General features: G+C 72.9%; 19 protein-coding genes. 10 read left to right on the forward strand and 9 right to left on the reverse strand.

Going from position 1 to position 20,381, the window contains the following annotated elements; genetic code table 11:
- Positions 1 to 377 precede the first annotated feature (377 nt).
- Complete coding sequence (locus tag V9U70_RS27740; protein ID WP_336680118.1) at positions 378 to 1,844, forward strand: sensor histidine kinase; 1,467 nt, start codon at positions 378 to 380, stop codon at positions 1,842 to 1,844.
- Between the two features lie 169 nt (positions 1,845 to 2,013).
- On the opposite strand, the gene V9U70_RS27745 is transcribed toward V9U70_RS27740, so the two are convergent.
- Positions 2,014 to 2,271: a WhiB family transcriptional regulator gene (locus V9U70_RS27745; RefSeq protein WP_003953983.1), complete on the reverse strand. Its 258-nt coding sequence runs from the start codon at positions 2,269 to 2,271 to the stop codon at positions 2,014 to 2,016.
- Between the two features lie 319 nt (positions 2,272 to 2,590).
- The gene (locus tag V9U70_RS27750) at positions 2,591 to 3,559 is read right to left on the reverse strand and encodes a diacylglycerol/lipid kinase family protein (protein WP_336679668.1); all 969 of its coding nucleotides are present in this window, start codon (positions 3,557 to 3,559) and stop codon (positions 2,591 to 2,593) included.
- Between the two features lie 153 nt (positions 3,560 to 3,712).
- On the opposite strand from V9U70_RS27750, the gene V9U70_RS27755 reads away from it, so the two are divergent.
- Entirely contained in the window at positions 3,713 to 4,159 is a 447-nt protein-coding gene (locus tag V9U70_RS27755; protein WP_336679669.1) for a hypothetical protein, read from the forward strand.
- Positions 4,160 to 4,167: 8 nt separating this feature from the next.
- Here V9U70_RS27755 and V9U70_RS27760 read toward each other — a convergent pair whose 3' ends face one another.
- From V9U70_RS27760 to V9U70_RS27780, 5 genes are all read right to left on the reverse strand, one after another.
- Complete coding sequence (locus tag V9U70_RS27760; protein ID WP_419724042.1) at positions 4,168 to 5,124, reverse strand: RNA polymerase sigma factor SigF; 957 nt, start codon at positions 5,122 to 5,124, stop codon at positions 4,168 to 4,170.
- The gene (locus V9U70_RS27765) at positions 5,121 to 5,534 is read right to left on the reverse strand and encodes an ATP-binding protein (protein WP_003966375.1); all 414 of its coding nucleotides are present in this window, start codon (positions 5,532 to 5,534) and stop codon (positions 5,121 to 5,123) included. The genes V9U70_RS27760 and V9U70_RS27765 overlap by 4 nt, the downstream gene beginning before the upstream one ends.
- Before the next feature lie 489 nt (positions 5,535 to 6,023).
- Complete coding sequence (locus tag V9U70_RS27770; protein ID WP_336679673.1) at positions 6,024 to 6,953, reverse strand: 1-aminocyclopropane-1-carboxylate deaminase/D-cysteine desulfhydrase; 930 nt, start codon at positions 6,951 to 6,953, stop codon at positions 6,024 to 6,026.
- Between the two features lie 19 nt (positions 6,954 to 6,972).
- A complete protein-coding gene (locus V9U70_RS27775; RefSeq protein WP_336679674.1) occupies positions 6,973 to 8,169 on the reverse strand; it encodes a globin domain-containing protein in 1,197 nt (398 codons plus the stop codon).
- Between the two features lie 156 nt (positions 8,170 to 8,325).
- Complete coding sequence (locus V9U70_RS27780; protein ID WP_336679676.1) at positions 8,326 to 8,772, reverse strand: RrF2 family transcriptional regulator; 447 nt, start codon at positions 8,770 to 8,772, stop codon at positions 8,326 to 8,328.
- A 177-nt stretch (positions 8,773 to 8,949) separates the two neighbouring features.
- Between V9U70_RS27780 and V9U70_RS27785 the strand changes: the two genes are divergently transcribed.
- The 4 genes from V9U70_RS27785 (at position 8,950) to V9U70_RS27800 (ending at position 12,902) form a co-directional block, all read left to right on the forward strand.
- Positions 8,950 to 10,356 carry a family 2B encapsulin nanocompartment shell protein gene (locus V9U70_RS27785; protein ID WP_336679678.1) on the forward strand — a complete coding sequence of 469 codons (1,407 nt, stop codon included), beginning with the start codon at positions 8,950 to 8,952 and terminating at the stop codon, positions 10,354 to 10,356.
- Positions 10,357 to 10,446: 90 nt separating this feature from the next.
- Complete coding sequence (locus V9U70_RS27790) at positions 10,447 to 11,490, forward strand: family 2 encapsulin nanocompartment cargo protein polyprenyl transferase (protein ID WP_336679680.1); 1,044 nt, start codon at positions 10,447 to 10,449, stop codon at positions 11,488 to 11,490.
- 88 nt (positions 11,491 to 11,578) lie between these two features.
- Positions 11,579 to 12,175 carry a GNAT family N-acetyltransferase gene (locus V9U70_RS27795; protein WP_336679681.1) on the forward strand — a complete coding sequence of 199 codons (597 nt, stop codon included), beginning with the start codon at positions 11,579 to 11,581 and terminating at the stop codon, positions 12,173 to 12,175.
- 58 nt (positions 12,176 to 12,233) lie between these two features.
- Complete coding sequence (locus V9U70_RS27800) at positions 12,234 to 12,902, forward strand: DUF6304 family protein (protein WP_336679683.1); 669 nt, start codon at positions 12,234 to 12,236, stop codon at positions 12,900 to 12,902.
- A 335-nt stretch (positions 12,903 to 13,237) separates the two neighbouring features.
- Here the strand turns inward: V9U70_RS27800 and snpA are convergent, their stop codons facing one another.
- Positions 13,238 to 13,897, reverse strand: coding sequence for a snapalysin (snpA, locus tag V9U70_RS27805; protein WP_336679685.1), 660 nt, complete (start codon positions 13,895 to 13,897; stop codon positions 13,238 to 13,240).
- 375 nt (positions 13,898 to 14,272) lie between these two features.
- Here snpA and V9U70_RS27810 point away from each other — a divergent pair, with 375 nt between their 5' ends.
- The 4 genes from V9U70_RS27810 to V9U70_RS27825 all read left to right on the forward strand — a co-directional run bounded on the left by V9U70_RS27810 (position 14,273) and on the right by V9U70_RS27825 (position 19,134).
- Positions 14,273 to 15,226 (forward strand): LysR family transcriptional regulator, encoded by a 954-nt coding sequence (locus V9U70_RS27810; protein ID WP_336679687.1) that lies wholly within the window; start codon positions 14,273 to 14,275, stop codon positions 15,224 to 15,226.
- Between the two features lie 89 nt (positions 15,227 to 15,315).
- Positions 15,316 to 16,338 carry an NAD-dependent epimerase/dehydratase family protein gene (locus V9U70_RS27815; RefSeq protein ID WP_336679688.1) on the forward strand — a complete coding sequence of 341 codons (1,023 nt, stop codon included), beginning with the start codon at positions 15,316 to 15,318 and terminating at the stop codon, positions 16,336 to 16,338.
- A 159-nt stretch (positions 16,339 to 16,497) separates the two neighbouring features.
- A complete protein-coding gene (locus V9U70_RS27820; RefSeq protein WP_473828710.1) occupies positions 16,498 to 18,069 on the forward strand; it encodes a choice-of-anchor A family protein in 1,572 nt (523 codons plus the stop codon).
- Positions 18,070 to 18,252: 183 nt separating this feature from the next.
- Positions 18,253 to 19,134, forward strand: coding sequence for an SDR family oxidoreductase (locus V9U70_RS27825; protein WP_336679692.1), 882 nt, complete (start codon positions 18,253 to 18,255; stop codon positions 19,132 to 19,134).
- Here V9U70_RS27825 and V9U70_RS27830 read toward each other — a convergent pair.
- Positions 19,052 to 20,236, reverse strand: a complete 1,185-nt coding sequence (locus V9U70_RS27830) for a DUF1266 domain-containing protein (protein WP_336679693.1) — start codon at positions 20,234 to 20,236, stop codon at positions 19,052 to 19,054. The genes V9U70_RS27825 and V9U70_RS27830 overlap by 83 nt on opposite strands.
- Positions 20,237 to 20,381: the final 145 nt, after the last annotated feature.

The following is a 20,381-nucleotide window of genomic DNA, read 5'->3' on the forward strand; positions in this document are numbered from 1 at the left end:
CGTGGGCCTGCCTTTCGGAACCGGCCGGGCTCGCTGGTCCGGCCGGTTCCAAAAGACAGGCCCTGCGGCCGGCGGTGTGCGGTGCCGACGGCCGCGGTGAGGCGCCGGCGCGGTCAGGGCAGAGAGCGCCGGGTGCCTCGGTCCGCTCTCCTGTGCGGGGAGAGCGGAGGTTCATGATGCCTTCATTGTGGACTAGACCAATTGCCCGTGTCCATCGGTGTGCACGACATTCTCCGGCCGGGCGCCGGGCCCTGTCCATGGCCACGGGCCGACGGGCCCCGGCCCCGCCCCACCGGTCCCGCCCCGCCGCGGCCGCTTCGACCGCGAGCGGTTCGAACGCTGTCGGTGACCACGGGTACGCTCCACACGTGCCCTCCATGAACGACCTCGTCCACCAGCACACCGCTCTGAGCGATACCGACCTCGAGTGGCTCCATCTGCTGGTCTCGGAGTGGCAGCTGCTCTCCGACCTGTCCTTCGCCGACCTCGTGCTGTGGGTGCCGACCCGCGACGGCGCCCGCTACGTCTCCGTGGCCCAGATGCGCCCCAACACCGGTCCCACCTCCTACCAGGACGACATGGTCGGCCACCTGGTGCCGCGGGGCCGCCGCCCGCTGCTGGACGCGGCCCTGGACGAGGGCCGGATCGTGCGCGAGGGCGACCCGGAGTGGCGCGAGGAGGTGCCCGTACGGGTGGAGTCCATCCCCGTGCGCCGCGAGGGCCGGGTGCTCGGCGTCATCGCCCGCAACACCAACCTGCTCACCGTGCGCACCCCGTCCCGTCTGGAGCTCACCTACCTCCAGTCCGCCTCCGACCTCGCCCAGATGATCGCCGCCGGAGCCTTTCCCTTCCCCGGGCAGCAGGTCGACATGGACGCCTCCCCGCGGGTGGGCGACGGCCTGATCCGGCTCGACGCGGACGGAGTCGTCCAGTACGCCAGCCCCAACGGCCTCTCCGCCTACCACCGGCTCGGCCTCGCCTCCGACCTGGTCGGCCATCACCTCGGCACCACCACCGCCGAACTGGCCCCGTCCCGGGGGCCGGTGGACGAGGCGCTGGTCAAGGTGGCCAGCGGTTACGCGCCCCGCGAGTTCGAGGTCGAGTGCGCGGGCGGGGTGATCCAGCTGCGGGCCATCCCGCTCAAGCCCAAGGGCGTCCGTATCGGCTCCCTGGTCCTGCTGCGGGACGTCACCGAACTGCGCCGACGCGAGCGCGAGTTGATCACCAAGGACGCGACCATCCGGGAGATCCACCACCGGGTGAAGAACAACCTCCAGACGGTGGCGGCGCTGTTGCGCCTCCAGGCCCGCCGGATGGATTCGGAGCAGGGGCGCGAAGCGCTCAACGAGGCGGTCCGGCGCGTCGGTTCGATCGCCATCGTCCATGAGACGCTGTCCCAGAATCTGGACGAGCGCGTCGAGTTCGACGAGATCGCCGACCGGGTCATCGCCATGGTCTCGGAGATCTCCCCCGGCAAGGTGACCTGCCGGCGCACCGGACGCTTCGGCATCCTCGACGCCGAAGTGGCCACTCCGCTCTCCATGGTGCTCACCGAGGTGCTGCAGAACGCCCTGGAACACGCGTTCGCGGTGGCCGACCACGGCACGGTCGAGGTCGCCGCCGTGCGCGGCGGATCGCCGACCGAGGGGCGCCTGCTGATCACCGTCACCGACGACGGGCGCGGCCTGCCCGAGGGGTTCGACCCCAAGAAGGCCGGCAACCTGGGCCTCCAGATCGTGCGAACGCTGGTGGAGGGCGAGTTGGGCGGCACGTTCGACATGGTCCCGGCGCAGGGGGGCGGGGCCCAGGTGGTGCTCGACCTCCCGGTCCGCGGCGACAAGTAGCCCGAGGGGCGCACACAGCAGAGCGGGCCCGGACCGAGGTGACGGTCCGGGCCCGCTCCGTGGTGCTCACGTTGCGATGCGCTTCGGGGTACTGCGCGCTGCGACTCGAAGGCGGGGCTGTGCGTACGCTCCGTACGCGCCGCCGGGCTGAGGCTTGGTGCGGGGTCGCTCAGGCGCTGGCGTTACGCGCCCGGTTGCGAGCGGCGCGGCGCTTCATTGCGCGGCGCTCGTCCTCGCTGAGGCCACCCCAGACGCCGGAGTCCTGGCCGGACTCGAGCGCCCACTGCAGGCACTGCTCCATGACGGGGCAGCGGCGGCAGACAGCCTTGGCTTCCTCGATCTGCAGCAGCGCAGGACCGGTGTTGCCGATGGGGAAGAACAGCTCGGGGTCTTCCTCACGACAAACGGCGTTGTGACGCCAGTCCATGGCTGCTACCTCTCCTTGGTATTACACGCTTGTTGCTTGTGAATGTGAACGCTTTCACGAATCCCCCCGCAGATGACGGGCCGACCCCCAGGTGAACTGGGTGTGGTCTGTGAGGTGAGGAGGGGTTCTGGCTCTCAGTGGAGGCCGGTGTTGCGGGCCGTCCCGATCGCCATGTAGAGATTCGCAAACCTCGGCGGCGGATACAACCCCTTCTGGAAAGTTTTTTTTGATTCCTCGGTGTCGACTAGGTCACAGCCGTACTTCTTAGGGGTGGGGCCCAGCCCAAACGTTCGAGTTAAAGGACTTTAGGCCCTTCCACTCACACAATCACACGCAGTGCACGGCGTACGCCTGTGAACGTCACGCTCGTACGCAGTCCCAGGTGGTCGCCGTCCATCTGGAAGGGCAGTGGAACCTTTGAATGCAAGGTGAAGTCGGTGAGGTCATGCCGTGAAACGGCGTGCTTGCCGCGCGGCCCCTTCTCGGGGCTGGAAGTGAGCAGCTGGGTGCCGTACCGGGCCACCGCCGGAGTGGAGAGGCGCTTCAGCCCGAGGACGTCCAGCGCCGTGTCGAAGGAGGCCTTCGGGGCGGCGTACATCGGACGATTGCCCAGGTAGGTCCAGGGGGCGGTGTTGCAGATTATGGAGAGCGCGAGGTCGGTGACCGGGTCCTCGCCGGGCACGTCCAGCGTGATCGTCCCGTGCCGGCGGTGGGCCTCGTTCAGGAACTGGCGCACCACCTGGCGTACGTAAAGGGCGTGCGTCGAACGCTTACCGCCCTCGCGCTTCTGTTCGACCCGGCCGATGACCCCCGCGTCGAATCCGAGACCGGCGCAGAAAGTGAACCAGCGTTGGGGAACGGACTCGTCCGCCGTGCCCGCCGTGCCGGCCGCCAGCCCCAGGCCGACCGTGCGCTCGCTCCGGTTCGCCAGGGCGTCCAGAATCGCGCCGGTGGCCTCCACCGCGTCGTTGGGCAGCCCCAGGGCCCGCGCGAACACATTGGTGGAGCCGCCCGGGACCACCGCGAGCTTCGGCAGACCGTCCACGTCGGGGCCGTGGTGCAGCAGCCCGTTCACGACCTCGTTCACCGTGCCGTCGCCGCCGAGGGCGACCACCAGGTCGACATCGTCGCTCTCGGCGGCCCGGCGCCCCAGGTCCTGGGCGTGGCCCCGGTACTCGGTGGTCACCGCCTCAAGCTTCATCTCGCTCGCCAGAGCGTGGATGAGCACGTCACGGGTACGCGCGCTGGTGGTGGTAGCAGCTGGGTTGACCACGAGGAGTGCGCGCATGCCGCCAGACTACCTACCGGGCGGTTCGGCCCCGAAGTCCCGGTTCACTGCGCTCCCGAGGGGTGACGGAGCGTGGTCGCCGAGGGCCTGCCGCGGCCGCGCCCGCACACCCCGGCTTCGCTTCCCGGCGTCCGGGATGCCAATCTGAAGGGCGTGAGCACTCAGCAGACACCGTCCTCCCCGTCGCCCTCCGCGGTGCGGCGCCCGACCAGGATCACCGCCCTCTCCGGGATCAACGCCCTCGAAGGCGCGGCGCTGGCCCTCGGCGGGATCTATCTGCTGGTCATGGGGGTGCTCGGACGCCCCGAGAGCCCGCAGCAGGCGGAGACGGTCGGCATCACCCTCATCGCCCTCGGCGCGATCCCGCTGTTCGCCGCACGCGGCCTGCTGCTGCTGCGCAGCTGGAGCCGGGGCCCCGCGCTGATCACCCAGATCATGGCGCTGCCGGTGGCCTGGACGCTGCTGCGCTCGCAGGGCGGCCTGATCCCCACCGGAATCGTGGTGGCCGCGGTCGCCGTGACCGGTCTGGTGCTCGTCCTGAACCCGGCGACCGCCCGGGCCCTGGGCATCCACCGGGGGCCGGCGGGCTCCGACGCCTGAACGGCGGGCTACTCCTCGACGAGCAGCCGTTCGCGCAGTTGCGCCAGAGTGCGGGCCAGCAGTCGCGAGACGTGCATCTGCGAGATGCCGACCTCCTGCGCGATCTGCGACTGGGTCATGTTCCCGAAGAAGCGCAGCAACAGGATGCGCTTCTCGCGCGGCGGCAGGTCTTCCAGGAGCGGCTTGAGCGACTCCCGGTACTCCACGCCCTCCAGCGCCTCGTCCTCCGAGCCCAGGGTGTCGGCGACCGCGGGGGACTCGTCGTCGGTGTCCGGCACGTCCAGCGACAGCGTGCTGTACGCGTTGGCCGACTCCAGGCCCTCCAGCACCTCCTCCTCGGAGATGCCGAGCCGCTCGGCCAGCTCGTGCACGGTCGGCGAGCGGCCGTGCTGCTGGGAGAGCTCCGCGGTGGCCGTGGTCAGCGACAGCCGCAGCTCCTGGAGGCGGCGCGGCACCCGCACCGCCCAGCCCTTGTCCCGGAAGTGGCGCTTGATCTCGCCGACGACCGTGGGGGTGGCGTACGTCGAGAACTCCACGCCCCGGTCCGGGTCGAACCGGTCCACCGACTTGATCAGCCCGATGGTGGCGACCTGGGTCAGGTCGTCCAGGGGCTCGCCGCGATTGCGGAAACGGCGCGCCAGATGCTCCACCAGCGGCAGGTGCATCCGCACCAGCCGGTTGCGCAGCTCCGCCTTCGCGGTGGACCCGTCGGGCAACTCCCTCAGCTCGACGAACAGGGCGCGCGCCCCGCTGCGGTCGTGTGGATCGTGGTGCCCGTGCTCGCTCATCTGGCCCGCCCGCTCTGCCTGCGACTGCTGCTCCACCGCGACGTCGAGGCTCTCGGGCCCGTCCGCTCCGTCCACTGGATGCGGCCGGGCCTGCTGCTCCGGGACGCCCGCTGGGCGCGCCACCCCGGGTCGGATCGTCTCATCCCGCACAGGACCGTCCCCGTTCCCCTCGCTCACGCCGGCCCGGGGCCCGCGCCGCGCTGTTTGTAGAGGCTGATGCTGACCGTACGGTCGTCGGCGACCGTGGAGTCGACCTTGCCGGCCAGCGCGGAGAGCACCGTCCAGGCGAAGGTGTCGCGCTCGGGCGCGCGACCGTCCGTGGTGGGGGCCGACACCGTCACTTCGAGGGAGTCGTCGACGAGGCGGAACACGCAGCTGAGGACGGAGCCCGGCACGGCCTGCTGGAGCAGGATCGCGCAGGCCTCGTCGACCGCGATGCGAAGGTCCTCGATCTCGTCGAGCGTGAAGTCCAAACGCGCTGCGAGACCGGCCGTGGCCGTTCTCAGCACCGACAGGTAGGCACCCGCAGCGGGCAGCCGGACTTCCACGAAGTCCTGATTCCCGGGCTCGCCTGCGATCTGGGACACCCTCACCTCCAAGGTGGCACAAACTCTTTCGAGGCTTCGGGAAGGGTGGCCCGGAGCCATGTGGTCGGTCGACGGTTCTCAGCTCGGCGACGCTATCGGATACATGATGCCGTGTCGTACGGGCCCCGCTTTCCGGCCGTTACACATGGTAAGCCCATGAGTACGCACAGTGGCTAGGGGTCTGCGGCGTCCAATTGCGAAGAACCAGCGCCGGATTGACGTACCCAGACGTCAGGCGATCGAACCGTCCTCGCGGCGCCGGTCCGCCCCGCCGCCCGGTCGGAGGCGGCGGGCGCCGGGGCGGACCGGCCGCGGCCGGCGGCGTCCGGTTGGTGTGCCGAGGCGGTGCGGCGGCGCGACGGCCGACGTGCCCGACCGGGCAGCCGGGGCTCTGCCTCGGGGTTCCTTCGTGGCGTCACACGGCGGCCGAACGGGTGCACGGCCCCGGCGGTCTCGCCGTCCTTCTGGTGCGGGCCGCCGGCGCACCCCCTAGAAGTGGGCCCCGGCCGTCCGCGCGGGCGGCGCGTCGCGGGCGCCGGTGATGACGGCAGCCACCCGGGCGCCGCGCGGGAAGGCCCCCTCCTCGGTCAGCGCGGTCAGCGCGAAGAGCAGTTTGGCGACGTAGACACGCTCCACGGGCAGCCCGTGCCGGTCCTCGAAGTCCGCGGCGAACGCCTCCAGCTCCGGGGTGGTGCGGGCGTAGCCGCCGAAGGAGAAGCGCTCGTCCAGCGACCAGGTCCCGGCCGGTCCGCCGAACGCCTCGCGCTGGAGCCGCTCCACCTCGCGGCCGAGGAAGCCGCCGCGCAGTACGGGGACTCCCAGCGCCTGCTGCCCGGGGCCCAGGCCGGCGGCGAGCCCGGCGAGGGTGCCCCCGGTCCCGCAGGCCACGGCCGCCACCTCGACCTCGCGGGCCAGCTCGCCCCCCAGCGCCGTGCAGCCCTGTGCGGCCAGGGCGTTGCTGCCGCCCTCCGGGATGACCTGGACGTCCCCGAACAGGCTCAGCAGCCCCTCCAGGACTTCGGAGGACGCCTTCGCCCGGTACGTCGTACGGTCCACGAAGTGCAGGCGCATCCCGTCGGCCGCGCACCGGGCCAGCGACGGGTTGAGCGGCCGGTGCGCCAGTTCGTCGCCCCGGACCACGCCGATGGTGGGGAAGCCCAGCAGCCGTCCGGCCGCCGCGGTGGCCCGCAGGTGGTTGGAGTACGCGCCGCCGAACGTCAGGACGGGACGCCCGCCGGCCGCCTCCAGGTTGAGCGCGAGTTTGCGCCACTTGTTGCCCGGCAGGTCCGGGTGGATCAGATCGTCCCGCTTGAGGAGCAGGGTGACGCCGTGGCGGGCGAAGCGCTCGTCGTCGGCCTCGCGCAGCGGGGACGGCACCCGGGGTCGCAGGAGGGCGTCGAGGCGGGGCGGGCGGTTCACCCGCCCATTGTCGCCTCCCTCAGGAGGCGGCCAGCCAGAGGTCGGGGCCGAACACCTCGTAGTGGATGTCGGCGGGGCGCACCCCGGCGTCCAGCAGCCGGGCGCGGACGGCGCGCATGAAGGGGAGCGGCCCGCACAGGTAGGCGTGGGCGCCCGGCAGCACGGTGACGCCGTCCAGGTCGACGAGCCCGGTGCGGTTCGCCGGGTGCCCGGCCGGCGGGGTCTCGTACCAGAAGTGCGCCTCCGCGTCCGGGAGCTCGCCGGTGAGCCGGACGTGGTCGGCGCGCAGTGCGTGGTCGGCCGGGGAGCGGTCGCCGTGCACGACGGTGACCGGGCCGCGGTGGCCCTGTTCGGCGAGGTGGCCGAGCATCGACAGCATCGGTGTGCAGCCGATCCCCGCAGAGGCCAGCAGCAGCGGCGCGTCCAGGCGGTCGAGCACCAGGTCCCCGTAGGGGGCGGAGACACGCAGCAGGTCGCCCGGCCGGGTGTGCTCGTGCAGGTGCCGGGACACCTCGCCGTCGGGGGCGCCCTGGCCGCGCACGCGCTTGACGGTGATCGACCGCAGCGGCGAGCCGGGGGCGCTGGACAGGCTGTACTGGCGTATCTGGCGGGCCCCGTCGGGAAGCTCCACCTGAACGGAGACGTACTGGCCGGGCCGGAAGGCGGGCGGGGGCGTGCCGTCGGCCGGGCGCAGGCGGAAGGTGGCGACGTCCTCGGTCTCCTCCGTGCGGGCGGCGACCTCCCAGCTGTGCCACACATCGCCCGCCAGGACGCCCTGCTGCGCGCGGAGCCGCTCCTCCACGGCTGTGAGGGCGCCCGCCATCAGCCAGTAGACCTCGTCCCAGGCGGCGGCGACCTCAGGGGTGACGGCGTCGCCCAGGACGTCGGCGATGGCGGCGAAGAGATGGGTGTGCACCACTTCGTACTGGGCCGGGGTCACGCCGAGGGAGGCGTGCTTGTGGGCGATCCGGTTGAGCATCACGTCGGGCCGGGTGCCGGGTCGCTCGACCAGCTGGGTCGCGAACGCCGCGATGGAGCCGGCGAGCGCCCGCCGCTGGTCCCCGGAGGCCTGGTTGCCGCGGTTGAACAGATCGCGCAGCAGTTCGGGATGGGCGGCGAAGAGCTTCTCGTAGAAGAGGTCGGCGATGTCCCCGATGGCCGCGCCGACCGTGGGGAGGGTGGCGCGGACTGTCGCGGTGGACCGGTCGGAGAGCATGGCAGGAGACTCCTTCGAAGGGTCGTGTGCCGTCCGGCCGGCTGTTCGGTTCACCCGGTCGGTCGCCCGGTCGGTCAATGAGCACGGCACATGCATATTTACGGGCGTGGAGCGATCCCGGTCGGCGGTCGAGGCCCGCTCGGGCGGGGCGGCTGATCAGTCGGGCGGCGGTCCGCTGCCGATCCCGAGCAGCAGCGGTCCGGTGGGCGATGCCACGAGATCGGTGACGGTGATCGGATCGAGATAGGCGTAGAACGCCTCCTGGGCCTGGCGCAGCGCGCCGCGCAGCCGGCAGCCGGAGCGGAGCGGGCAGGGCGTGTCGCCCTCGCACTCCACGACCTCCTCCGCCCCCTCCAGCTCCCGGACCAGCGAGCCGATGGAGGCGGCGCGTCCGGTGGCGGTCAGCGTGAGCCCGCCGCCCCGGCCGCGGCGGGCGTCGAGGAGGTCGAGGTGCTGGAGCCGGGCGACGACCTTCGCGGTGTGCGTGTACGGCACGCGCATGGCGGCCGCCACCTCGCGGGTGGTCGGCGGGTCTCCGGCCTCGGCGACCGCCAGTCGCATGAGGACGCGGAGCGCCACGTCGGTGAATCTCGTCAGCCGCATGCGGTCACTCTAGATAAATGGCATCCCTGATGCAACTTTACTGGGCTGCCGGGCGGCGCGGGCCAACGTGCCCCATTCGAAGGCTGATTAGTCACACTCTTTTGTGTAATGGCGCGCCGAGCCTCTGTGCTGAAAGGCTTTTCCTCGCAGGTCAGACCATGATTGAGAGGACGTCAGATGTCCGTTGGTGAAGAGGTCCGCGACACGCAGGCGCCGCCGCAGCAGAGTCTGGGGACGGCGGCTGCGCGGAACCTCGCGACGACCACCAAATCCGCGCCGCAGATGCAGGAGATCTCGTCGCGGTGGCTGCTGAAGATGCTGCCTTGGGTGCAGGTGCAGGGCGGTACGTACCGGGTGAACCGCCGGCTCAGCTATGCGGTCGGTGACGGCCGGGTGACCTTCGTCCAGACCGGGGACCGGGTGGCCGTGGTCCCCGCCGAGCTGGGAGAGCTGCCCGCTCTGCGGGGCTTCGGGGACGAGGAGGTCCTCGCCGAGCTGGCCCGCAGGTGCGAGCAGCGGGACGTGGCCGCGGGAGAGGTGCTCGCCGCTTCGGGGGAGGCGGCGGACCGGGTCTTCCTGCTGGCGCACGGCAAGGTCGAGAAGATCGGCGCCGGACCCTACGGGGACGAGGCCGAGCTGGGCGTCCTCGCCGACGGCGCGTACTTCGGCGACCAGAGCCTGATCGACGGAGGAGCGGTCTGGGAGTACACCGCCCGCGCCGTCACCCCGTGCACGCTCCTGACGCTGAGCCGTGCCGATGTGTACAACCTCGCCGAGCGCGCCGCGTCGCTCCAGGGCCACCTCACCGGTCTGCTCTCCATCCCGCACCAGCGGACCAACCGCTACGGCGAGGCGGCGATCGACCTCTCCGCCGGCCATGTGGGAGAGGCGGTCGTCCCGCACACCTTCGTCGACTACGAGGCGGCCCCCCGCGAGTACGAACTGAGCGTCGCCCAGACGGTGCTCAAGGTGCACAGCCGGGTCGCCGACCTCTACAACCAGCCGATGAACCAGACCGAGCAGCAGTTGCGGCTCACGGTCGAGGCGCTGCGCGAGCGCCAGGAGCACGAGCTGATCAACAACCGGGAGTTCGGGCTGCTCAACAACTGCGACTACGGGCAGCGGCTCCAGCCGCACGACGGGGCACCCAGCCCGGACGACATGGACGAGCTGCTCTCACGGCGCCGTGGCTCGAAGCTCTTCCTGGCCCATCCGCGTGCCATCGCCGCCTTCGGCCGCGAGTGCAACCGGCGCGGACTCGTCCCCGAGAGTGTGGACATCGGCGGCCACCACGTGCCTGCCTGGCGCGGGGTGCCGATCTTCCCGTCCAACAAGATCCCGGTCACCGACGCCCGCACCACCTCGATCATCTGCATGAGGACCGGGGAGGCGGAACAGGGTGTCGTCGGCCTCCAGCAGACCGGCATTCCCGACGAGATCGAGCCGAGTCTCTCGGTCCGCTTCATGGGCATCGACGAGCAGGCGATCATCTCCTACCTCGTGACGGCGTACTACTCCGCCGCCATCCTGGTGCCGGATGCCCTGGGGGTGCTGGAGAACGTCGAGGTCAGCCGCTGGCGTTGACACCGAGTCACCCGGGGGCCGGGCGGCTGCCACCACCGTCCGGCCCCCGGGCCCGCACCCACCGCACCGCCCCAGGGAGTCACCGTGACCATGACCAGTACGGACGCAGCGACGGAAGGGCACGAGGCCGCCGCGCTCCTGGAGCGCACCCGTGCCGTCGTCGACCCGCACCTGCGATCGGCCGTGGAGTCGCTGCCCGGGGGCATACGGCGGGTCGCGATGTACCACTTCGGTTGGGCGAACGCCGACGGGACGCCCGCAGCCGGCCACGCAGGCAAGGCCGTCCGGCCGGCGCTCGTGCTGGCGGCCGCCCGCGCGCTCGGCGGCGACCCCGACCAGGCGGTCCGGGCCGCCGTCGCCGTCGAACTGGCGCACAACTTCACCCTGCTCCACGACGACGTCATGGACGAGGACACCACCCGCAGGCACCGGCCCACCGCCTGGGCGATCTTCGGCATCCCGGACGCCATCCTCACCGGCGACGCCATGCTCGCCCTCGCCCAGCGGCTGCTCGTCGAGGACGCGCACCCGGCCGCGGCGCGGGCCGCCGCGCGTCTCTCCTCCTGTGTCATCGAGCTGTGCGCGGGACAACAGGCCGACTGCGCCTTCGAGGAGTGCGGCCCCGACGAGGTCACGCTGGACGCGTGCCTGGCCATGGCGACCGCCAAGACAGGCGCCCTGCTGGGCTGCGCGTGCGCGCTCGGAGCCCTCTACGCGGGGGCCGACGACCGGGCGGTCGGGGCCATGGACGGGTTCGGGCGGGAGGCGGGGCTCTCCTTCCAGCTCATCGACGACCTGATCGGCATCTGGGGGGACCAGGCCCGCACCGGCAAACCCGTCGGCGCGGATCTGGTCGCCCACAAGAAGTCCTTGCCCGTGGTGGCCGCCCTCACCTCGGGCGTCCCGGCCGCCGCCGAGCTCGCCGCCCTCTACCGGGGGGCCATGACCACCCCGTCGGAGGTGAACCGGGCGGCGGACGCCGTGGAGCGGGCCGGCGGCCGGGACTGGGCCCAGGCCTGCGCCGCCGACCGGATGTCCCGCGCGGTCCACCACCTCTCCCGCGCGGTCCCCGACCCCAGCGGCGCGGGCGACCTGCTCGCCCTGGCCGAATTCGTCACGCGGCGCACGGGCTGACCGGCCTTTCGGGCCCCGGTGCGCCCTACTCAACTCTAGGATGCCGAAGGTCGGTTGAGGCGATGATTCACAGGAGCGGCGGTCGGTCATGGGCTTACGGACACAGCGTGCGGGCCGGGGGGACAGGGACCTGGTCGTCTCGGTCATGGAGGCGGCGTTCCACCATGACCCGGTGAGCGTCTGGGTGTTTCCCGAAGAGGCGCACCGGAGGGCGGTGCACGGCGCGTTCCTCGGTGTGTTCGTGGACGCCGCCCTCGCCGGGGGCCACATCGACATCGCAGAGGACGACGCGGCGGTGGCCCTGTGGCTGCCCGTCCCCGCTGGAGCACCCGAGGAGGAGGACCCCACGCCCGCCCTGATGCGCCGGACCGCCGACCCCGACAACGAGCGCTGTGAACTGGTGGGCAGGCTCACCGGAGCGGTCCATCCGCACGACCGCGCACACGCCTACCTGCTGATGATCGGCGTCTCGCCCGAGCGCCAGGGGGAGGGCATCGGGGCGGAGCTGATCGGGGCGGAGCTGGAGCGCTGCGACCGGGAGGGCCTGCCGTCGTATCTGGAGGCGAGCAGCGCCCGCAGCCGGAAGCTGTACGAGCGGCTGGGGTTCCGCTTCCTGGGCCGCACCGTCGATCTGCCGGACGGCCCGTCCATGTGGCCCATGTGGCGTGAACCCCACGCGGGGTGAGCCGCCCCCGGAGGGGGCCGACGGAAGCCGGACATGGCAGGGGCTACAGTCCCTGCTCATGACAGATGAGTCGTGGTCCGGCTGGTACCGGGACCGCAGGGGTTGTGACGCCGTCGTCCTCACCACGGACGGGCAGCAGCTCCGGATGCGTATCAGAGGGGTCGACTTCGAGGGCGAGAGCTTCGACGACCTCGCCCCGGTCGCGGGCATGCCGCCGGAGAGCGGGATGTTCGCCCTCGCGGACGGCGCGCTCACCGACTGTGTGCTGGAATGGGACCTGCCGCTGCCCGTCCTCGTCGCGGGTGCGCTCCGCCATGCCACGCTCAGCTGCCTGCTCTCTCTGCGCCGGGCCGACCCGGACCTGCACCTCGCCCTCCACCTGGACGGCGCGGTGTACGAATCGGCCCGCGCGGAAAGCGACCTCGCCGCGGCCCTGGCCGCCGTGCAAAGGGCCCTGCCGGACGGCGTCCGCCTCCAGGCCTGCATAGCCTGCGCCTTCTCCGACTACTTCCCGGCCCCCGGTCGCGGCTTCTCCGGCGGTCTCGCCTGCTTCCGCGGAGCCAAGGACGCCTACCGGGACACGGCGGGTGAGGACGACGTCCTGGACGTGTGGGACCGGCGGACCGGATTCGTGCAGGAGATCTGGAGCTGCCGGGAGTTCGAGGCACGCCCGGTCGAGGGTGCGGGCACCGGCCACCGGGGGGCCTTCCCGCTGGAACTGGCCTGAGGCGCACCGCCCTTCCGCCGCGCCGGCCCGCCCCGCCGTTCTTCTCCGCGCCTTGCCGTTGGGGCACCTGACCTTCGCTGGGGCAAGCCCGCCCGGCCGGAGGCGTGGCCAGTCCGGCCGAAGGCCGTGTACGGCCGGGCCTACGGGGCCCCGCGTCGGCGAAGGGGAGCCCGACCGTCGGAAAGGGGCAAGGGGCCCCGCCGCGTCCGCGCACGCCGTGCGGAGCCGGCCCGGGCCCCTTCTGCTTCTGCGCGAGGGCGCCGGCCGGCCCCGGGGCAGGGGACCGGCCGGCGCCCTCGACGGATGGTGCTGCACGGGGCCCGGCGGGCCCGGTGTCAGGAGGCGGAGCGGGCGAGGGCGGCCAGGCCGTTGCGCCACAGGGTGTTCACCCGGGCCCGCTCGTTGGCGTCCGGAATGGCGTTGGTGCAGGACGGGCCGGGGCCGCCGCCGGACATCAGCTCGCTGCACGGTCCGGAGTAGTGGTCCGGCAGTCCGAGGACGTGCCCGGTCTCGTGCGTGGTGACGCGGGTCGAGTTGTACTGCTGGTTCTGCCGGTAGTCCAGGAAGATGTAGCCGCGGCCGTGCCCGTCGGTGCTCGCGTAGGAGCCCCGCGAGTCATTGCCCTCGTAGTACCGGAAGTCGGCGTTGGAGCCCTCCTGGAGGCGGACGTTGGAGACCGAGCTGTTCCAGATCCGTGTGCTGCTGGCTATCTGGCTGCGGAAGGACGGCGCGCTCGACGCGTTGTAGGTGACCGTGACCGCCTGCGCGCCCGGGTTGGCGGCGCGTTTCTCTGCGACGGACTTCATGACGGCGTCGAGGAAGGCGCGGTTCGCCTCCGCGTTCTCGCCCGAACCGTTGTACGCGGCGATGGTGGCCGCCGAGGACAGGGGAGCGGCGGGGCCCGGAGCGGCGGAGACCACGGGGGCGGTGCCCAGTGCGGCGACGAGGACGAGCCCGGCGGCGGCGGAGGCGATGGCGGTGCTGAGGAGTCTCATGGGGGGTTCTCCTGCGTGTCGGGTGAACCCGCGCCGTGGGGGTGTCCGCTGAGCGGACGGAGCGCGGGGCGGTACGGGGAGAGTGTGGGGGTGCGGGCCGCCGCCGGGGATGATGCCGGACGGCGATAGCACCGCCCTATCCCCGCCCGACACGAGCGTCGGCCGCCCCGGGCCGCGTCGCACCGGCGGCGTCGAACCGTCGCTCCCGCCCGCGCCGGGGTCCCACCCGGGCACGAGCCGGCCGCCCTCGACGCCGTGCGTGTCCCCGATGCGGCAGCACCCCGCACCCGCCGTCCCGACACCCCCTGAATTGCCGTCGTTTGGTGGGGTTGCGACGTCTGGTGCGCGGGGCGTGGCGGTCATAGTGTCCGCTGCATGGAGCTTGAGGTGAGACACCTCAGGGCGTTGTGCGCCATCGCCGACGCGGGCAGTCTGCACCAGGCGGCCCGCCGTCTCGGCGTGAGCCAGCCCTCCCTGACCACCCAGTTGCGGCGGATCGAGAACGCGCTGGGAGCCGAGCTGTTCCGCCGCGAGCGCACCGGCTGCCGCCCGACTCCTCTGGGGCGCACCGTCCTGAGCCGGGCCCGGCCGCTCGTCGACGGCATGAGCGCCCTGGTCTCCGAAGCGCTGGCGGAGGCCGACACCGCCCGGCCCTCCGGCTCCCGGCTGCGCATCGGCTCGACCGCGAGCCGGGTCATCGGCGGCTGGCTGCGCCGACTGCGGGCGAGCCTGCCCGGCACCGACATCGCCCTGCGGGTCGACGTGTCGGCGCGTGAACTGCTGCGCTCGGTCCAGGCGGGCCGCCTGGACGTCGCCTTCGTCCACGAGGTGGAGGGCAGCCCGCTCGCCGTCCCGGAGGGCCTGGAGCGGCGCGTCCTGCTCGACCGCGAACCGCAGTTCATCTCGCTCTCCCGCGACCACCCGGCCGCCGGCAGCCGTGTGGTGGAGCTGCGGGACCTGGCCGGCGACCCCTGGATGGTCGATCCGACAGTGGACGGCGAGTGGGCGGGGGTGCGCCGGGTGCTCGGCGCGGCCGGGCTCGACCCGCCGGTCCTGCACGGCGATTACCTCACCGCGGCCTCCCTCGTCGTGCTCGGCGAGGCCGTCGCGCCCTGTCAGCCCACGTCCGGTCCGCGCGACGACATGGCGATCCGCCCGCTGCGGGGCGACCCGCTCGCCGTGCGACTCCTCCTGGTCTCCCGGCCGGGAGCGGACGTCGCGGTGGTGTACGAGGAGTTGGAGGCCGCCTACCGGGAGGCGGCGCGGCGGGTGAGCGGCTACCACGAGTGGCTGTTGCGTCACCACAGCCCGCTGGCCCGAGCGCTCTGACGCCCAGGGGCCCGAGGCCGGTGAGTTCCCCGTTCTGCTGACAGCGTCGGGGTGTTCCCCGGGGCCCTGAGCGCGGGCAAGCTCGTCCCATGAGGCTTCTGGTGCTGGGCGGTACGGAGTTCGTGGGGCGGGCCGTCACCGACGCCGCGCTGGCCAGGGACTGGCAGGTCACGGTGTTCCACCGGGGCCGCCACGCGCCCCCGCCCGGCGTGAGCGTGCTGACGGGGGACCGCACCGGCCGGGCGGGCGGACTGACCGCGCTGGCCGGGAGCGACGAGGTCTGGGACCTGGTGGTCGACACCTGGAGCGGGGCGCCCGCGGCCGTCCGGGACGCCGCCCGGCTGCTGTCCGGCCGCGCCGGGCACTACGCCTACGTCTCCAGTCGCTCGGTCTACGCCTTCCCGGCCGCCGCCGGGCTGGACGAGGACGGCCCCGTGGTGGCCGGCGCCTCGCCCGACGAGGACGGGGACGTGCCGTACGACCGGGCCAAGCGCGGCGGCGAGCTGGCCGCACTCGACGCCTTCGGGGACCGGGCCCTGCTGGCGCGGGCCGGGCTGATCATCGGCCCGGGGGAGAACATCGGCCGACTGCCCTGGTGGCTCTCCCGGACAGCCCGCGGCGGACCCGTGATCGCCCCCGGGCCGCGCACCGCGGAGCTCCAGTACGTCGATGCCCGGGACCTGGCGGAGTGGCTCCTGGACGCCTCGGCGCGCGGGCTGCACGGCGCGTACAACACCGTCAGCCGCCCCGGTCACACCACCATGGGGGAGTTGCTCGACGCCTGCGTCGACGTCACCGGGGCCGATGCCGAACTGCGCTGGACCGATCCGGAGGTCCTGACCTCCGCCGGGGTCGAGCCCTGGAGCGACCTGCCGATCTGGCTGCCGGAGGGTGAGCTGCACGACAGCCTGCACCGGGGCGGCCACGTCAAGGCGTACGCCGCAGGGCTGCGCTGCCGTCCGGTCGCGGAGACCGTCGCGGACACCTGGTCCTGGATGTGCGATCGGGGAGGCGTCGCGCCTCGCCGTGCCGACCGCCCTTCCGTGGGCCTCGATCCTCTTCTGGAGGCGAAACTGCTGACTTCTGACGCCGTGTCGCCCGATGCGGGGTGAGGGCCGAAAGCCCCTCATAGGGCTACACAAGTGGACGAGAGCGGCGTGTCATACAAAATGACTAAGTGTTAAAGATGCATATTTCCCGGCATGGAACAGAAGGCGCGCAGGCGCGGCAACGCAATCCGGGCAGCAGTGACAGTGGCCACGGCCGCGGCGATGGTGGGCGTGCTGGCCCCGGCCGCGGGTGCCGATCCGCTGCCGGGCGGACTGGGACCCTGCCTCGGCAGCTCCTGCCCGTCCAGCTGGAACGACCCCAACAACGGCCCGGTCACCAACTTCGACAGCAATATCAACGTCTACGTCGGCGGGGACTTCCTGGTCCGGGAGGCGGCGGCAGAGGCGGAGGGGAAGGTCGTCACCCTCGGCCGGTTCGACATGGACAAGCGGGACGGGGTCTCGCAGGTCTACAACGTCGGCATCGCGGGCGTCGGCTCGCGGGTGCCGCCGCCGGACGGCTCCGACTACCTGACGGCGGGCGGGGATGTCACCATCGCCCCTGGGGAGCGCCTCCTGGCAGAGGAGGGGACCCACTCCGGCCGCGTGGCGTACGCGGGGGACCTCACGGGCACGGTGAACCCCGCTACCGCGCCACGCTTCGATCCCGAGGCGGCCGCCCCCTACACCGAGCTGCGACCCCAGCTCACCGAGGCCAGCCGTTGCTACGCGTACGACGGCGACGAGCACCGGGCGGCGACGGGCACGTGGCAGAAGGTCGGCGACGTCATGACGTTCACCGGGGACGGCACGTCAGCGATCCAGATCTTCGACGTGGACGCGGACCTGGAGTCGGAGGCGGGTGGCAATACGGGATTCGTGTTCAACGGCATTCCCGAGGGGGCGACCGTGCTGGTCAACGTCTACGGCGGCACCCGCAGCGTCGCCACGTTCATGGGCTCCTTCCCCAACGAGGGCCTCCGCGAGAACCTGTTGTGGAACTTCCCCGACGCCACCGACCTGTCGTTGACCGGCCCGGCCCAGTTCGAGGGGAGCGTCCTGGTCGGCCAGCCGGCGAGCACCACCGTGCTCAGCATGAGCGGCACCAACGGGCGCTTCTACACGGCGGGTTCGCTTACCCACACCTCGGCGGGCGCTTCGGGCGGCCAGGAGATCCACGCGTACCCCTTCGACGGCGACCTGCCGTCCTGCACACCGGACCCGACGCCGACGCCGACGGACCCGACGCCGACGCCGACGCCTACGCCGACGCCGACGGACCCGACGCCGACGCCGACGCCTACGCCGACGCCGACGGACCCGACGCCGACGCCGACGCCTACGCCGACGCCGACGGACCCGACGCCGACGCCGACGCCNACGCCGACGCCGACGGACCCGACGCCGACGCCGACGCCGACGGACCCGACGCCGACGCCGACGCCGACGGACCCGACGCCGACGCCCACGCCCACGGACCCGACGCCGACGCCCACGCCCACGGACCCGACCCCCAGCCCCACGGACCCCACGCCCAGCCCCACGGACCCCACGCCCAGCCCCACGGACCCCACTCCCAGCCCCACGGACCCCACGCCCAGCCCCACGGACCCGACCCCCAGCCCCACCGGGCACACGCCGCGTCCCACTCCCTCACCGAGCGACCCGGGAGAGCTTCCCGACACCGGGTCCCAGGGCGGTGAATGGATCATCGGGTCCATCGCGGCAGCGCTGGTGGCCGCCGGCGGAACGGTCCTCGTGGCCACGCGCAGGGCACGCCGCCGCACCTTCTAGCGCCGCGACCGGCCCTGTGCGCCGGGAAGGGCGCCGATCGACGCCCGCCGGACCCCGGCGCGGCCCCGAGGCCGTGCGGAAGCCGTGCGGAGCCGACGACCGGGAGACCACGGTGTCCCGGTCGTCGGCCCCGCCGGCCTCACGCACCGGCCCGCAAGAACGACGAGAGGAAGACGAATCCCTGTGAACGGCCCCCTCATCGCGGTGACCGGAGCGAGCGGAGAGGTCGGCGGCCGGGTGGCCCGGCGGCTCGCCCGGACCGGCGTTCCCGTACGGCTCCTCGGCCGCGACCCGGCCCGCCTCCCCGACCTGCCCGGCGCGGACCAGGCGCCCGCCGCCCCCTACGGCGACGGCGAGGCCATGCGCCGGGCCCTCGACGGAGCGCACACCCTCTTCCTGGTATCCGCCCACGAGACCCCCGACCGGGTGCGCCAGCACACCACGGCGGTCGACGCGGCTGTGGCGGTGGGCGTGGAGCGGATCGTGTACGTGTCCTTCCAGGGCGCCGCGCCCGACGCCACGTTCACCTTCGCCCGGGACCACTGGGACACCGAGGCCCACATCCGTACCGCCGAGGTGCGCCACACCTTCCTCCGTGACAACTGGTACCAGGCGGGGCTGCCCGCGATGACGGGGGCGGACGGCGTGCTGCGCGGACCGGCCGGTGACGGCCGGGTCGCGGCCGTCACCCACGAGGACATCGCGGACGCCGCGGCGGCCGTACTGCTGGAGGAGGGGACGGCCCACGACGACCGGACCTACGACCTCACCGGGCCGGAGGCGTTCACACTCGCCGAGGCCGCCGAGGAGCTGAGCCGCGTCACCGGCCGCACCGTCTCCTACGTTCCCGAGAGCCGCGAGGAGGCCTACTCCTCCCGTGCCGGCTACGGGGCCGAGGACTGGGAGGTGGCCGGCTGGGTCACCTCCTACGAGGCCATCGCCAACGGCGAACTGGCCGCCGTGTCGGACGCGGTGCGCACGCTCACCGGACACCCGGCGACGCGCTTCGCCGACTTCCTGGCGGAGCACCCGGACAGCTACCGTCACCTGCTGCGGGACCGCTGACCCGACAGAGCCGACCCGGGCCCGCCGGCCGCGTGCACCGACACGGGATATGACGCAAGGGACTGCCCTCGCTCTCCGTCAGCAGACGGTGGGCGAGGACGCACTGCTCGTAGAACGGCCCGTACTCCTCCTCGTCGAACCGCAGCACCCGGCCCAGGGCGTAACCCGAGGAGAACTCCTCCCACGAGCGGTGGGCCGACTTGCTCAGCGCCCCGGCGTGGACGATCGCCCGCTCCGCCTCGGCCGGCGTGCAGTAGCGCGCCGACAGCCCCCAGCGCGCCAGGTTCACCGCCCGTCCGTAGTCGTACGCGACCGTGGTGCGCACCCGGCCGTCCGGCGGCAACAGCCCGTCCGCCCGGAACCGCTCCTCGTACCGGGTGAAGCGGTGCAGCGCCCGGTCCGCCTCCGCCCGGTCCGCCTCCGCCCGGTCCTCGGCGTCGCGCCCCGCGAGAGCCCGGCCAACCGCCTCGGACCACTCCGCACGCGCCGGGGTGCGGCCCAGCCGGGTCGCGAGCGTCTGCCTGCTCCGCCGGACGGCTTCCTGTACCCGCCCCACCAGCTGGTTCTTCATCAGCGCGCCGAGCCGGTCGCGGAACTCGGCCCGATGCTGGATGCCCCAGGGACGGCGCAGCCGGGCCCGGTCCAGCGCATAGTCCTGGTACACCGCGCCCAGCCGGTTCCACACCAGGCCGTTGTGGACCGCGAGGTGAGCGCCGAGCGCCAGACCGTGGGCGAGCGGGCCGCGCAGCGCGCCACCGCTGTCGGTGAGCAGCCTCCCGGTCCGTGCTCCGCCGTGCCGCTCCTCGGCCTTCTGCCAGGCCCGCAGCCACCGGGGCCCGGCGGCGACCAGCGCGGCGTGCGGGGTGGAGTGGTTGACGGCGAGGCGGCGCGCGTCGTACGGCCAGATCCGGGCGAGTTCCCCGAGGCCGACCTCGCGGCAGACCCACTCCGGGTGCCAGGGCGGGAGCAGGCCCGCGGTCAGCACCGGCACGGCGGTGCGCCGGACGGCGTCGTCGCGGAACGTGGGGAGCGGGGGAGTCCAGCCGGGCATGCCGGCGTGCAGCCGGGGGACGAGCACGTACAGCCGACTGCGCGCGAGCACGCCGAGAACGGCCTCCGCGTCGCCGCCTGACCGCCCGGCCGGGGAGCGTGCCCGTTTCGTAGGATCGCCCCGTGACAACGGGGAGCGGGGCGGCCGGGCAAAAAACCGCACCCGGTCCGTGGTGGCCGCCGTTCTCGGCGGCCTG

Origin of the sequence: Streptomyces pratensis, assembly GCF_037137275.1 — a bacterium.
Classification (GTDB): Bacteria; Actinomycetota; Actinomycetes; order Streptomycetales; family Streptomycetaceae; genus Streptomyces; species Streptomyces pratensis_B.

Excerpts from the sequence above, each read along its gene's own strand:
- V9U70_RS27740 (WP_336680118.1), top strand. The coding sequence starts at position 378 with ATGAACGACCTCGTCCACCAGCACACCGCTCTGAGCGATACCGACCTC.
- V9U70_RS27745 (WP_003953983.1), bottom strand. The coding sequence starts at position 2,271 with ATGGACTGGCGTCACAACGCCGTTTGTCGTGAGGAAGACCCCGAGCTG.
- V9U70_RS27750 (WP_336679668.1), bottom strand. The coding sequence starts at position 3,559 with ATGCGCGCACTCCTCGTGGTCAACCCAGCTGCTACCACCACCAGCGCG.
- V9U70_RS27775 (WP_336679674.1), bottom strand. The coding sequence starts at position 8,169 with ATGCTCTCCGACCGGTCCACCGCGACAGTCCGCGCCACCCTCCCCACG.
- V9U70_RS27780 (WP_336679676.1), bottom strand. The coding sequence starts at position 8,772 with ATGCGGCTGACGAGATTCACCGACGTGGCGCTCCGCGTCCTCATGCGA.
- V9U70_RS27785 (WP_336679678.1), top strand. The coding sequence starts at position 8,950 with ATGTCCGTTGGTGAAGAGGTCCGCGACACGCAGGCGCCGCCGCAGCAG.
- V9U70_RS27790 (WP_336679680.1), top strand. The coding sequence starts at position 10,447 with ATGACCAGTACGGACGCAGCGACGGAAGGGCACGAGGCCGCCGCGCTC.
- V9U70_RS27795 (WP_336679681.1), top strand. The coding sequence starts at position 11,579 with ATGGGCTTACGGACACAGCGTGCGGGCCGGGGGGACAGGGACCTGGTC.
- V9U70_RS27800 (WP_336679683.1), top strand. The coding sequence starts at position 12,234 with ATGACAGATGAGTCGTGGTCCGGCTGGTACCGGGACCGCAGGGGTTGT.
- snpA (WP_336679685.1), bottom strand. The coding sequence starts at position 13,897 with ATGAGACTCCTCAGCACCGCCATCGCCTCCGCCGCCGCCGGGCTCGTC.
- V9U70_RS27810 (WP_336679687.1), top strand. The coding sequence starts at position 14,273 with ATGGAGCTTGAGGTGAGACACCTCAGGGCGTTGTGCGCCATCGCCGAC.
- V9U70_RS27815 (WP_336679688.1), top strand. The coding sequence starts at position 15,316 with ATGAGGCTTCTGGTGCTGGGCGGTACGGAGTTCGTGGGGCGGGCCGTC.